Consider the following 13,914-nt stretch of genomic DNA (forward strand, 5'->3'; position numbering starts at 1 on the left):
ACGCATTTTTCATCTCGCGAATTGTGAGAGAAACACAAATGGTTACCGCTCGCATTACGGTGGAATAATGTTATCGAATTGCCTTTCAGCGGAAATAAATAAAGGGAAAAAGCCATCGATATTTGCAAAGGAGAAAACTCGGCTACAAATACGTAACTGATTTAACTCGCCATTCTCATTTGTTCCCAAGTGCAAGCAGTGATAAAACATCGTTAATCAAGACAACGCCATTAAAAACTGCCGTCACCATAATAATTGGTTACAATACCCTTACTTTTTGTATTGAACGCGATAATGATAATTACTATTATTTGCGCTCACTTTATTGCATGACCTTATGGATGAATACCGCCGACGGCGTGGCATTTTCGCCGGCAACGTCCAATTATCATCAGCCCGATGTTCATCGGCACCCGGAAGGTTAATCACATGCAGCTTCAACCTAAACGCACGTATAAGATCGTCGGCTTTTCCGGTGAAATTGCGCCGGCCTACCGCCAGAAATTGTTATCGCTCGGCATGCTGCCTGGCTCTTCATTCGACGTAGTGCGCGTCGCGCCACTGGGCGATCCGATAGAAATTAAAACTCGCCGCGTCAGCCTGGTGCTGCGCAAGAAGGATCTGGCGCTGCTGCAGCTCGACGGCCAGCCCTGACCTCCGTTTGCCGACGCGCCCTTGCGCCGGCGCTGTTCTCCTTGAAGACGACACGCTGAACTATGAAAAAACTCACCATCGGCTTAATCGGTAACCCGAACTCCGGCAAAACCACGCTGTTCAACCAGCTGACGGGCGCACGCCAACGGGTCGGCAACTGGGCGGGCGTGACGGTCGAACGCAAAGAAGGCCATTTCACCACCCCGCAGTCCGACGTGCGGCTGGTCGATTTGCCCGGCACCTACTCCCTGACCACCATTTCAGAGCAAACGTCGCTCGATGAGCAGATCGCCTGCCATTACATTTTGAGCGGCGACGCCGATCTGCTGATCAACGTGGTCGACGCCTCCAACCTGGAACGCAACCTCTACCTGACGCTGCAGCTGCTGGAGCTGGGCATCCCCTGCATCGTGGCGCTGAACATGCTCGACATCGCCAAAAGCCAGCATATCGATATCGACGTCGCCGCGCTGTCGGCGCACCTCGGCTGCCCGGTAGTACCGATGATCTCCACCCGCGCCGACGGCATCGGCGTGCTGAAACAGATGATCGACAATCATCGCATCAACGAACAGCAGGCGCTGGTGAACTACCCACCGTTGCTGCTGAAAGCGGTCGCCACGCTAAGCAACGCCATGCCGCAAACGCTGCCGGCAGTGCAACGCCGCTGGCTGGCATTGCAGATGCTGGAGGGCGACATCTACAGCCACCGGCTGGCCGGTCCCGCCGTCGCGCTGCTGCCTGCGGCCATTCAGACGTTGCAACAGCAGGAGCAAGAAGACCCGGCGCTGGTGATCGCCGACGCGCGCTACCAGTCTATCGCCACCCTGAGCGACGCGGTCAGCAACTCGCAGCAGGCGATGCCCAACCGCCTGACCGATATGCTGGATAAAGTGATCCTCAACCGCTGGCTGGGCGTGCCGATCTTCCTGTTGGTGATGTACCTGATGTTCCTGCTGGCGATCAATATCGGCGGCGCGCTGCAGCCGATATTCGATATCGGCTCGGCGGCGATCTTCATTCAGGGCATTCAGTGGCTCGGCTACACCCTGCACTTCCCCGGCTGGCTGACCGTATTCCTGGCACAGGGCGTCGGCGGCGGCATCAACACCGTGCTGCCGCTGGTGCCGCAGATCGGCATGATGTACCTGTTCCTGTCGTTCCTGGAAGACTCCGGCTACATGGCGCGTGCGGCGTTCGTGATGGATCGCCTGATGCAGGCGCTCGGGCTGCCGGGTAAATCCTTCGTGCCGCTGATCGTCGGCTTCGGTTGCAACGTGCCGTCCATCATGGGCGCCCGTACGCTGGACGCCCAGCGCGAGCGCCTGATCACCATCATGATGGCGCCGTTCATGTCGTGCGGCGCCCGTCTGGCGATCTTCGCGGTGTTCGCCGCCGCCTTCTTCGGCCAGGACGGCGCTGGGGTGGTGTTCTCGCTATACATGCTCGGCATCGCGGTGGCGATCCTGACCGGCCTGGTACTCAAATATACCCTCATGCGCGGCGAAGCCTCACCGTTCGTCATGGAGCTGCCGGTTTACCACGTGCCGCACCTGAAAAGCCTGCTGCTGCAAACCTGGCAGCGGTTGAAAGGCTTCGTGTTGCGCGCCGGTAAGGTGATCGTGGTGGCCAGCATATTCATCGGCGGCCTGAACAGCTTCTCGTTCAGCGGCAAAACGGTCGACAACATCAACGACTCCGCGCTGGCTTCGGTCTCCAAGGTGCTGACGCCGTTGCTGCAGCCGATGGGCGTCCACAGCGATAACTGGCAGGCCACCGTCGGCCTGGTGACCGGCGCGATGGCGAAAGAAGTGGTGGTCGGCACGCTGAATACGCTGTATACCGCCGAGCACATCAACAAAGAGGCATTCGACGCCGCCAACTTCAACCTGCTCGATGAGCTGGGCGGCGCGCTGCAGGAAACCTGGGACGGCCTGAAAAACACCTTCAGCCTGAGCGTGCTCTCCAACCCGATCGAAGCCAGCAAGGGCGACGGCGAGATGGGCGTCGGTTCGATGGGCGTGATGAGCAGCAAATTCGGCTCCGGCATTTCCGCCTACAGCTACCTGATCTTCGTGTTGCTGTACGTGCCTTGCGTCTCGGTGATGGGCGCCATCGCACGTGAATCAAGCCGCGGCTGGATGACCTTCTCAATCCTGTGGGGGCTGAACGTGGCCTACTCGCTGGCGACGCTGTTCTATCAGGCGGCCACCTTCAACCAACACCCGCAGTACAGCCTGACGGCGATCCTGGCGGTGGTGCTGGTGAACCTGCTGGTGCTGTTCGGCCTGCGCCGGGCGCGCAGCCGCGTCACGGTGCGCCTGGGCAACGCCACGCCGGCGGCTTGTTGCCAGAGCGCCAAAGGGAGCTGTCACTGATGGCCGGGCTGCTGCAGGTGCGCGATGCGCTGGCGCTGCGCGGCAGCGCCCAGGCGCAGCAGCTCAGCCAATCGCTGGCGACGCCGCTGCCGCTGGTGCAGGCGATGCTGGATCGTTTGACGGCAATGGGGAAAGTGGAACGTATCGAACAGGATGGCGGCGCCTGTCTGAGCGGCAGTTGCAAAAGCTGCCCGCAGGGCCAGGGATGCAGCACGGTGTTCTACCGGCTGAAGGCCTGACGATCAGGGGCGCCGCAGCGGCGCCCCTTGCCGTTCAAGGCTTATTGCTTGTCTTTGTAAACTTCGGCGATGGCGCTGAATTTACCGTGTTCGCGGCCCGCCAGGATCACGTAGTATTGACCGCCCTTTTCGTCTGCCAGTTTGGACAGCTCTTCCTTGGCATCCATCGGTGACGTGGTTTCCGCCGTCGTGGTGACGGTGCCGATCTTCTCGTATTTACCCGGATTCTTATCCAGATCTTCCTTGGTCAGCAGGGTTGCCGCCATGGAGCCGAAAGACACCGAACCCAGCACTGCCGCTGCAATAATCATCTTCAATGATTTCATGACACTAACCTCTCAATGGATAATTTATCTGTTATGAAAGCCGTCAAGGATCCATGCGTAGTACCGCAGGCTGCCGCGACATCCTCAGGCCTCGTTGCTTTCCCTGACGGGGCCTGTTTCCCAGAGACGAAACGCCAAAATGAAAATCGCCGCACGCGGTCTTTTCATTTTGCAGCCAACGCATTGACTCACTAAGTATTGAACAGCTTTGTCTTTTATCCACCCGGCGGCGTTTTTTTTCGCGCTCTATCGTGCGTTTTCACGCTGCATTCAATGTGCTGCAATAAACGCTTCGATCATCGTCACAAATTCATCGGGATGAGAGATAAATGGCGCATGGGCGGCTTTGGCCACGATCTGCGACGTAGAGTTCGGCCAGTCGGCGTCGAGCAGCTCGGCGACCTTGCGCGGCACCAGCCCGTCCAGATAGCCGTAGATCCGCAGCAGCGGCAGCGTCAACTCCGCCAGCGGTGCACGCAGATCGGCTGTGCGCAAGATCTCCAGCCCACCGTTCAGCACCTCGACGCTCGGCGTCGGTTGGTTGAGCACCACCGCTTTCAGTTGGCGCGCATCCTGACGCGCGCTCTCGGTGCCCAGCGTCTGCAGCGCCAGAAAACGCTCGACGGTGCGCTGGAAATCCAGGCTCAGCTGATGCTGGAAACCGCTCAGCACGTCCGGGCGGATCCCCGGCCACTCATCGCGGGCGGCAAAGCACGGCGAGGAGGCTACGGTGATAAGCCCCTTGACTCGCTCGGGCTGCATCAGCGCCGCCTGGCTGGCCACCAGCCCACCGAGCGACCAGCCAAGCCACCAGGACTGCGGCGGGGTAGCCGCCAGCACGATTTCCGTCATCTGCTCCAGCGACAGGGCACCGAACCCCTGGCTACGGCCGTACCCCGGCAGATCGACCAGGTGCAGGCGAAAATGCGGCGTCAGTCGCGCCTGAATGCAACTCCACACTTCGGCGTTCAATCCCCAGCCGTGCAGCAGCACAAGATCGCTTTCGCCTTCGCCTATTGTTTGCCAGTACAGCGCTGTCATTGGTTATTGTCCTTTCATACTTATCCGTCACGGAGACGCTATGCTATCAATCCGCAGCCGTTGTTGGCTATGCCGACAACCGTTGAGCCTGATCCGTCATGGCATCTGCAGCTGTTGCCTGCGTCATCTGCCGGCCCACCCGCCGTGTTGCCCGTGCTGCGGATTGCCCGCCGGGAAGACGCGAACGCCCTGCGGCCGCTGCCTGCAACGGCCACCGCCCTGGCAACGGCTGGTGTTCGTCGGCGACTACGTTGCGCCCCTCAGCCAACTGGTAAAAAGGTTCAAGTTCCACCGCGCGCCCGAGCTGGCGCCGACGCTAGCGCGCCTGATGTTGTTGCGGTGGCAGCAGGCGCGCAGAGAGCAGTATCTGAACAGACCCGACCTGATTTTAGCGGTACCCTTGTATGCAACACGCTGCTGGCACCGTGGTTATAACCAGAGCGATCTGTTGGCCCGGCCGCTGGCGCGCTGGCTGGGCTGCACCTATCAGCCCGCCGCCTTGCGCCGGGTGCGCAAAACCGCCCCGCAACAGCGGCTGAGCGCCGGGGTACGCAGGCGCAATCTGCAACGCGCGTTCGTTTGCGTGGCATCGGTCGCCGGCCGGCATATCGCCCTGGTGGATGACGTGGTGACCACCGGCAGCACCGTCGCGCAGATAGCGGCGCTGCTGCAGCGGCAAGGCGCCGCCTCGGTGCAGATATGGTGCATTTGCCGCACGTTGTAGTGCCACGGCAATGGGCGTATTATAACCGACTATAGAAGTCAACTATTGAGCTAATGCTATGATCCGTATAACAGATACTGCACAGGAACACTTTGCCAAACTGCTGGCAAATCAAGAAGAAGGCACCCAAATCCGCGTATTCGTGATCAACCCGGGCACGCCGACGGCCGAATGCGGTGTCTCTTATTGCCCGCCGGACGCGGTAGAAGCGACGGATACCGAACTGAAGTTCGACAAACTGTCCGCCTATGTCGATGAGCTGAGCGCGCCGTATCTGGAAGACGCCGAAATCGACTTCGTGACCGACCAACTGGGTTCTCAGCTGACGCTGAAAGCGCCAAACGCCAAAATGCGCAAGGTCGATGACGACGCGCCGCTGATGGAGCGCGTGGAATACGTGCTGCAGTCGCAGATCAACCCACAGCTGGCGGGCCACGGCGGCCGCGTAACGCTGATGGAGATCACCGACGACAACATGGCAATCCTGCAGTTCGGCGGCGGTTGCAACGGTTGTTCGATGGTCGACGTCACGCTGAAAGAAGGCATCGAGAAAGAGCTGCTGCAGAAATTCCCGGAGCTGAAAGGCGTGCGTGACCTGACCGAGCACCAGCGCGGCGAGCACTCCTACTATTGATACCCTTCTTACTTGAAGTTGCAGCGTTGTTGGCCGCATGCGCGCACCCCAGTCACTTACTTAAGTAAGCTCCTGGGGATTTACGCACTTGCCGCCTAGCTGCAACTCCAATTAATTCGGGTATCCGTCATTTGGATGGGACTAAAGTTCTCGTCCTTTGACCTAATACAACGACACCTCATCGTCACCCCACCGACACCTTGCGGCGCCGCTTGTCCAAATCCTTCAGTAAGCGGTTTATGTGCGGGTCGGCAAACATCTCCTCCAGCGTCTGGGTCAGCTTGCGCCGCCAGTTAGGGTACTGATCGCTGGTACCGGGAATATTGACCGGATCGGCCATATCCAGCCAGTCTTCCGGCTGCAGGCCGAGCAAGGCGCTGGCGCTGTCGGCGACATAGCGCTGTAGGCCGCGGTTGAGCAGCGGGCTCATGCCGAGCAGCGCTGCCTTCTTGCCCACCTTCTGCGGCACGCAGCCATAACGATGCAATCCATCCAGCAGCCCCTGCTTGGCGCGTTCCCGATCGGCGAACAGCGCCCGCAGGATCTCCGCGTCCGGGTAAAGACCCAGCCGGTTGCCGAGCGTTAGATCGTCGCTTTGCCAGTAGCCGCGCAGCGTCGGCAGATCATGGGTGGTGATGGTCGCCATCGCCTGCACCGGATAGGCCTGCGGCGCGCGGAAATGGTGTTCACCGTCGCTTTCGAAATAGAGCACTTTGTAGGAATAGACGCCGCTGTCGCGCAGCTTGCCGACGATTTCCACCGGCACCGTGCCGAGATCCTCGCCGATCACCATGCAACGGTGGCGCTGGCTTTCCAGCGCCAACACCGCCAGCAGATCGTCCACCGGGTATTTGACGTAGGCGCCGCGATCGGCGGTTTCGCCATACGGGATCCACCACAGCCGCAGCAGCGCCATGACGTGATCGATGCGCAGCGCGCCGCAGTTGGTCATGTTGGCGCGCAAAAGATCGATAAACGGCTGGTACCCGCGTGCCGCCATCACGTGCGGATCCATCGGCGGCAGGCCCCAGTTTTGCCCCAGAGGCCCCAGAATATCCGGCGGTGCCCCGACCGACGCTTTCAGGCAGTACAGTTCGCGGTCACACCAGGTTTCCGCCCCGCCTTCCGCCACCCCGACCGCCAGATCGCGATACAGGCCAATCGGCATCTGCTGCTGCCGGCTCTGGTCAAAACACTGCGCGAACTGCGTGGCCGCCAGCCACTGCAGCCACAGGTAAAAGCGGACCGCGTCCTGATGTTCGGTGCAGAACAGCCGCACAGCTTCGCTCTGCCCCTGCCGATAGCGCTCTGGCCAGGCCGGCCAGCCCCACTGGTGGGCATCTTTGGCCGCCAGATGGGCATGCAGCGCGTCGAACGCCGCCTGCTGATACAGGCTGTCGCCGCCCTCGCTGACGAACTGTTCGAACGCCTGACGCTGCCCGTCGTTTGGCTTGCGCGCCTGAAACAGCGGAAACGCCAGCTTCAGCGCCGCCAGCTTCAGCTGCATCACGGCGGTGTAATCCACCCACTCCGCGGCGCGCGCCTTGGCCAGCTGCTTCTGCGTCGCCGGCTTCTGCCACCAGCGCTGCGCCGCATCGCTGCGCTGGAAATCCTCCACCGCGTTGACGTCGATATACGCCAGATTCAGCCAGCGGCGCGACGAGGGACTGTAAGGGCTGGCGCTCTCCGGATTAGCCGGATACAGCGCATGGATCGGGTTGAGGCCAACGAAGGCGCCGCCGCGCTCCCCCACCTGCTCCACCATCAGACGCAGATCGCCGAAATCGCCGATGCCCCAGTTGCGATCGGAGCGCAGCGTATACAGCTGAACGCAAGCGCCCCACAGCTTCTTACCGGTCAGCAAGGCGTCCGGCTCGAAGCAGCGTCTCGGCGCGACGATCAGCCGGCATGGCCACTGCTGCTCGCCCTGGCTCAGCGTCAATTGGTGGTAACCCACCGGCAGATCGCCGGGCAGCGTCAGGGTCTTGCGCGCGCCGATGCGCCCCTGCAGGCATTCGCCGTCTTCACGTTGCAGCGCCCACAGGTACTCGCCTTCGCCCGCCGGGGTCAGCGCCAGCGGCGCGCCCTGATAGAACACCTTGACCGCCGGTAACGGCGGCGCCGCTCCTTCCTGCTCGACATCGGTTCGGTTCATGGCCGCCAGCAGCTTGCGCTTGGTCTGCGGTTCAATCGCCTGCCGCTTGCCGTGGGCATTGATGAAATCGGCGGCGATCCCCGCCTGCGCTGCCGCCTGATCGATACGCTTGCGATCCATTCGCTCTCCTTAACGTTTGGCTTGCCAGATACGCTGCTGGTAATCGCGGATCGAGCGATCCGAGCTGAACATGCCGACGCGCGCGGTGTTAAGGATAGTCCGCCGCGTCCATTCGTCCCGATCGCGATACAGCTCGTCGACCCGGCGCTGCGCCTGGCAGTACGAGGCAAAGTCCGCCAGCACCAGGTAGGGATCGCCGCCTTCCAGCAGGCTGTGCAGCATCATGTCGAACGCGTGCTTGTCGCCGTGGCTGAAGGTGCCGCTCGCCAGCTCGTCCAGAATCGCCTTCAGGTGCTTGTCTTTCTTGCGGTAGCTGAGCGGATCGTAACCCTTCGCCACTATCGCCTTCACCTGCTCCACGGTATTGCCGAAGATAAAGATATTGTCTTCGCCCACCTGCTCGGCGATTTCGACGTTGGCGCCGTCCAGCGTGCCGACCGTCAGCGCGCCGTTCAACGCCAGCTTCATGTTGCCGGTGCCGGAGGCCTCTTTGCCGGCGGTGGAGATCTGTTCGGAGATATCCGCCGCCGGGATCATCAGTTCGGCCACCGACACGCGGTAGTCAGGGATGAACGCCACTTTCAGGCGATCTTTCACCAACGGATCGTTATTGATCTTCTCGGCCGCCTGATTGATGGCGTAGATGATGTTCTTCGCCAGGTAGTAGCCCGGCGCCGCCTTGGCGCCGAACAGGAAGACGCGCGGCACGATGTCCAGGTTGGGGTTGTCGCGCAGCTGACGATACAGCGACAGGATGTGCAGCAGGTTCAGGTGCTGGCGTTTGTACTCGTGCAGACGCTTGATCTGCACGTCGAAGATCGCGTCCGGGTCAAGTGTCAGCCCCATTACGCCGTGTACGTAATGGGCCAGCGCCACCTTGTTGTCGCGTTTGATCTGCTGATAACGCTGGCGGAACGCCGCGTCGTCGGCGAATTTTTCCAGCCCGCGCAGCGCGTCGAGATCGCTCGCCCACTCCACCTTCAGCGTCTCGTCGATCAGGCCCGACAGCGCCGGGTTGCACTGTTTCAGCCAGCGGCGCGGCGTGATGCCGTTGGTGACGTTATGGAATTTGTTCGGCCACAGCTGGTGATATTCCGGGAACAGATCTTTCACCACCAGATCCGAATGCAGCTGCGCCACGCCATTGACCGCAAAGCCACTGACCACGCACAGGTTGGCCATGCGCACCTGCTTGTCATGGTGCACCGCCAGTTTGGCCCACACCGCCTCGTCGCCCGGCCAGTGCTTATCCACCAATTTTTTAAACCTGGCGTTGATCTGTTTGATGATGGAGAAATGGCGCGGCAGCAGGCTGCGCACCAGTTTTTCATCCCAGCACTCCAGCGCTTCCGGCATCAGGGTGTGGTTGGTATAAGCGAAAGTGTTGCTGGTGATCGCCCAGGCCGCCTCCCACTCCAGCTGGTGCTCGTCCAGCAGAATGCGCAGCATTTCCGGAATGGCGATGGTCGGGTGGGTGTCGTTCAGCTGGATCACTTCGTACTTCGGCAGCTCTTCAATCTTGCGGCCGGCCTGATGGTGCTTGCGCAAAATGTCCGCCACCGAGCAGGCGCACTGGAAATACTGCTGCATCAGGCGCAGGCGCTTGCCGGCCTGATGGTTGTCGTTCGGGTAAAGCACCTTGGTCAGCTTGTCGGCTTCTACGCCCTGCTTCTCCGCCTGCAAGAATTTGCCGTCGTTGAAATCGCCCAGGTTGAACGGATGCTGATGGGTCGCCTGCCACAGGCGCAGCGGCTGCGCCACGCCGTTGCGATACCCCAGCACCGGCAGATCCCAGGCTTCGCCGCGCAGGGTGAAGGCCGGGCGCCACCGTTCGCGGCCGTCGGCCTGCTTTTCCAGCTTGCCGCCGATGCCCACGTCCACCGCCAGCGCGGCGTTGTGGCGGAACCACGGATAGCTCTCGCGTTGCCAGTTATCCGGCGCCTCTTGCTGTTGCCCTTCGCGGAACGACTGGCGGAACAGCCCGTACTGGTAATTCAGCCCATAGCCGGTGGCCGGTTGCTCCACCGTTGCCATCGAGTCGAGGAAACAGGCCGCCAGACGCCCCAGCCCGCCGTTGCCCAGCGCCGGATCGGTTTCCTGCTCCAGCAAATCCGCCAGCTTGACGTTCTGCTCGGCCAGCGCCTGCTCGACGGTGTCGTACCAGCCCAGGTTGATCAGGTTGTTCGCCGTCAGCCGGCCGATCAGAAACTCCATCGAGATGTAGTTCACGTGGCGCAGAGATTTGGCGCTTTTGCGCGGCGCTGGCTGTGCGGCCAGCTGCTCGGCCAGCGCCGCACTGACGGCTTCCCACCATTGATGTTGCGTCATCTGCTGTGCGGAACTGAGGCCGAACCGTTGCCACTGACGGGCGAGCGCCGCCAGAAAAGCATCCTTCTTGAGCGTAGGCTGTGACATAAGGAAAACTCTCTATCCAGTAAGTGGGTCAAATTGCCGCTATCGTGCCGGTGAGAAAGCCTGACGGCATCATCCCGCCTGGGGATTAGCTGGGGAGGAGGATTGGGGCGTAGCTGGAATTGTGATCTCAGGCACTGTTTGACTCCCTTGCAACGATGCAAAAAAGCCCGCCAACGCGTGCGGCGAGCACTGAGAACGTTAACCATGACGTTAGCACAAGTATTCGCGCTGCTGAAGTTTTGTCCATGGCCGGAAATGCGATCCGCGACCGCATCGCCGCGCGCCGGCGCCAAACGTAAAAAAGTGTGATCAATAGCAACTTAACTCCAAGCCGATGCGGAAGCTTGTTGCAATACGTTTAGGGTTGGCAGAAGTTAGGGGGAGCTATTAATTACGAACCATAAAATAATTAGCGCCACTCCAATCCCGGCGGGAACCGCGATTTATACCCTGGAATACTATGCTGATCCCATCAAAACTGAGCCGCCCGGTACGGCTGCAAAATACCGTGATCCGCGATCGCCTGCTGGCCAAACTGGCCAGCGCGGGCAACTATCGCCTGACACTGGTCAATTGCCCGGCGGGATACGGGAAAACCACGCTGATCGCCCAATGGGCGGCCGGCAAGGCCGATCTGGGCTGGTATTCGCTGGATGAGAGCGACAACCAGCCGGAGCGCTTCGCCAGCTACCTGATCGCCGCGCTGCAGCAGGCCAGCGGCGGCCGCTGCGTCAAGAGCGAGGTGCTGAGCCAGAAACACCAGTACGCCAGCCTGTCGGCGTTGTTCGCCCAGCTGTTTATCGAGCTGGCCGACTGGCACCAGCCGCTGTACCTGGTGATCGACGACTACCACCTGATCACCAACGACGCCATCCACGAAGCCATGCGCTTCTTCCTGCGCCATCAGCCGGAAAACCTGACGCTGATCCTGCTCTCGCGCACCCTGCCGCCGCTCGGCATCGCCAACCTGCGGGTGCGCGATCAGCTGCTGGAAATGGGCACGCAGCAGCTGGCGTTCACCCACCAGGAAGCCAAACAGTTCTTCGACTGCCGCCTGGCGGCGCCGATGGAACAGCAGGACAGCAGCCGCCTGTGCGACGAAGTCGAAGGCTGGGCCACCGCGCTGCAGCTGATCGCGCTGTCGGCCCGCCAGTCCGCCTCGTCGGCTCAGCTGTCGGCCAAGCGCCTGGCGGGGCTGAACGCCAGTCACCTGTGCGACTACCTGGTAGACGAAGTGCTGGACCACGTCGATGCCGATGCGCGCGCTTTCCTTCTGCGCTGTTCGGTGCTGCGTTCGATGAACGATGCGCTGATCGTGCGACTGACCGGCGAAGACAACGGCCAGCAGCGGCTGGAGGAGCTGGAGCGCCAGGGGCTGTTTATCCACCGCATGGACGACACCGGCGAATGGTTCAACTTCCACCCGCTGTTCGCCTCTTTCCTGCGCCAGCGTTGCCAGTGGGAACTGGCGCTGGAGCTGCCGGGGTTGCACCGCGCCGCCGCCGAGGGCTGGCTGGCGCTGGGGTATCCGGCGGAGGCCATTCACCACGCGTTGGCGGCCAGCGACGTCAGCATGCTGCGCGATATCCTGCTGCAACACGCCTGGTCGCTGTTCCACCACAGCGAACTGGCCCTGCTGGAGGAGTGCCTCAACGCGCTGCCGTATGAGCGCCTGATCCAAAACCCCAAGCTGGCGCTGCTGCAGGCCTGGCTGGCGCAGAGCCAGCACCGCTACAGCGAGGTCAATACCCTGCTGGAGCGCGCCGAGCGCACCATGCGCGAGCAGAAAATCGAGATAGACCAAACGCTGCACGCCGAGTTCGACGCCCTGCGCGCCCAGGTGGCGATCAACGCCGGCAAACCGGAAGAAGCCGAGCGGCTGGCGACCGAAGCGTTGAAATTCCTGCCGCTGTCCAGCTACTACAGCCGCATCGTCGCCACCTCGGTGACCGGCGAAGTGCACCACTGCAAGGGCGAGCTGGCGCGCGCGCTGCCGATGATGCAGCAAACCGAACAGATGGCGCGTCGTCATCAGGCCAACCATTACGCGCTCTGGGCGCTGCTGCAGCAGAGCGAAATTCTTATCGCCCAAGGCTACCTGCAGGCCGCTTACGAAACCCAGGATAAGGCCTTCGAACTGATCCGCGAACAGCACCTGGAACAGCTGCCGATGCACGAATTCCTGCTGCGCATTCGCGCGCAGATCCTGTGGTCGTGGTCACGGCTGGACGAAGCGGAAGACGCGGCGCGCGCCGGGCTGAAAATTCTGGCGAACTACCAACCGCAACAGCAGCTGCAGTGCATCGCCATGTTAGCAAAATGCTCGCTGGCGCGCGGCGATCTGGACAACGCCAATACCCATCTGCAGCGGTGCGAAGCCCTGCTGCACGGCGCTCATTATCATCGCGACTGGCTGACCAACACCGACAAATCGCGGGTGATCCACTGGCAGATGACCGGCGACACCGCCGCCGCCGCCCAGTGGCTGCGCCACACCGAAAAACCCGGTATGGCGGACAACCACTTCACGCAGGGCCAATGGCGCAACATCGCGCGGGTGCAGATCCTGCTCGGCCAGTACGAAGAGGCCGGGGTGGTGCTGGATGAACTGAACGAGAACGCCCGCCGCCTGCGGCTGGTGAGCGATCTCAACCGCAACCTGCTGCTCAGCAACCAGCTCTACTGGCTGCAGGAGCGCAAGGGTGAAGCGCAGCAGGCGCTGATCGAAGCGCTGTCGCTGGCTAACCGCACCGGCTTTATCAGCCATTTCGTCATCGAGGGCGAAGCGATGGCGCAGCAGCTGCGCCAGCTGATCCAGCTCAACACGTTGCCGGAGCTGGAGCAGCATCGCGCCCAGCGCATCCTGCGCGACATCAACCAGCACCATCGGCACAAATTCGCGCATTTTGACGAGAACTTCGTCGATAAGCTGCTGACCCACCCGCAGGTGCCGGAGCTGATCCGCACCAGCCCGCTCACCCAGCGTGAATGGCAGGTGCTGGGGCTGATCTATTCCGGCTACAGCAACGACCAGATCGCCGGCGAGCTGGACGTGGCGGCCACCACCATCAAGACGCACATCCGCAACCTGTATCAGAAACTGGGCGTGGCCCATCGCCAGGAGGCGGTGCAGCAGGCGCAGCAGCTGTTGAAGATGATGGGGTACGGCGCGTAAAAACCCTGATATCCCTCTGGTCTTAAACGCCGCCGAGTTGGTTACAATAGCGG

The 13,914-nt window shown here is 61.4% G+C and carries 10 protein-coding genes; 6 read left to right on the forward strand and 4 right to left on the reverse strand.

What is annotated here, in order from left to right:
• Positions 1–429 precede the first annotated feature (429 nt).
• The 3 genes from feoA to BVU99_RS05040 all read left to right on the forward strand — a co-directional run bounded on the left by feoA (position 430) and on the right by BVU99_RS05040 (position 3,271).
• Positions 430–654 carry a ferrous iron transporter A gene (feoA, locus tag BVU99_RS05030; RefSeq protein ID WP_043139125.1) on the forward strand — a complete coding sequence of 75 codons (225 nt, stop codon included), beginning with the start codon at positions 430–432 and terminating at the stop codon, positions 652–654.
• Positions 655–716: 62 nt separating this feature from the next.
• Positions 717–3,032, forward strand: coding sequence for a Fe(2+) transporter permease subunit FeoB (gene feoB / locus BVU99_RS05035; RefSeq protein ID WP_099817009.1), 2,316 nt, complete (start codon positions 717–719; stop codon positions 3,030–3,032).
• Positions 3,032–3,271: a FeoC-like transcriptional regulator gene (locus BVU99_RS05040; RefSeq protein WP_033639206.1), complete on the forward strand. Its 240-nt coding sequence runs from the start codon at positions 3,032–3,034 to the stop codon at positions 3,269–3,271. Before feoB ends, BVU99_RS05040 begins: the two co-directional genes overlap by 1 nt.
• A gap of 41 nt (positions 3,272–3,312) precedes the next feature.
• Here BVU99_RS05040 and BVU99_RS05045 read toward each other — a convergent pair whose 3' ends face one another.
• Together BVU99_RS05045 and bioH are read right to left on the reverse strand one after the other, a co-directional pair.
• Positions 3,313–3,597, reverse strand: a complete 285-nt coding sequence (locus BVU99_RS05045) for a YdgH/BhsA/McbA-like domain containing protein (RefSeq protein ID WP_004930765.1) — start codon at positions 3,595–3,597, stop codon at positions 3,313–3,315.
• 270 nt (positions 3,598–3,867) lie between these two features.
• Positions 3,868–4,638 (reverse strand): pimeloyl-ACP methyl ester esterase BioH, encoded by a 771-nt coding sequence (bioH, locus tag BVU99_RS05050; protein ID WP_099817010.1) that lies wholly within the window; start codon positions 4,636–4,638, stop codon positions 3,868–3,870.
• Positions 4,639–4,678: 40 nt separating this feature from the next.
• On the opposite strand from bioH, the gene gntX reads away from it, so the two are divergent.
• Positions 4,679–5,362 (forward strand): DNA utilization protein GntX, encoded by a 684-nt coding sequence (gene gntX, locus BVU99_RS05055; protein WP_099817011.1) that lies wholly within the window; start codon positions 4,679–4,681, stop codon positions 5,360–5,362.
• Positions 5,363–5,420: 58 nt separating this feature from the next.
• The gene (gene nfuA, locus BVU99_RS05060; RefSeq protein ID WP_025304558.1) at positions 5,421–5,996 is read left to right on the forward strand and encodes a Fe-S biogenesis protein NfuA; all 576 of its coding nucleotides are present in this window, start codon (positions 5,421–5,423) and stop codon (positions 5,994–5,996) included.
• 184 nt (positions 5,997–6,180) lie between these two features.
• Here the strand turns inward: nfuA and malQ are convergent, their stop codons facing one another.
• Positions 6,181–8,271, reverse strand: a complete 2,091-nt coding sequence (gene malQ / locus BVU99_RS05065) for a 4-alpha-glucanotransferase (protein WP_099817012.1) — start codon at positions 8,269–8,271, stop codon at positions 6,181–6,183.
• 9 nt (positions 8,272–8,280) lie between these two features.
• Positions 8,281–10,686 carry a maltodextrin phosphorylase gene (malP, locus tag BVU99_RS05070; protein ID WP_099817013.1) on the reverse strand — a complete coding sequence of 802 codons (2,406 nt, stop codon included), beginning with the start codon at positions 10,684–10,686 and terminating at the stop codon, positions 8,281–8,283.
• A gap of 460 nt (positions 10,687–11,146) precedes the next feature.
• Here malP and malT point away from each other — a divergent pair, with 460 nt between their 5' ends.
• Positions 11,147–13,861: an HTH-type transcriptional regulator MalT gene (gene malT, locus BVU99_RS05075; RefSeq protein ID WP_099817014.1), complete on the forward strand. Its 2,715-nt coding sequence runs from the start codon at positions 11,147–11,149 to the stop codon at positions 13,859–13,861.
• Positions 13,862–13,914 lie beyond the last annotated feature (53 nt).

This window comes from Serratia sp. OLAL2, from assembly GCF_002752475.1.
GTDB classification, from domain to species: Bacteria; Pseudomonadota; Gammaproteobacteria; order Enterobacterales; family Enterobacteriaceae; genus Serratia; species Serratia bockelmannii.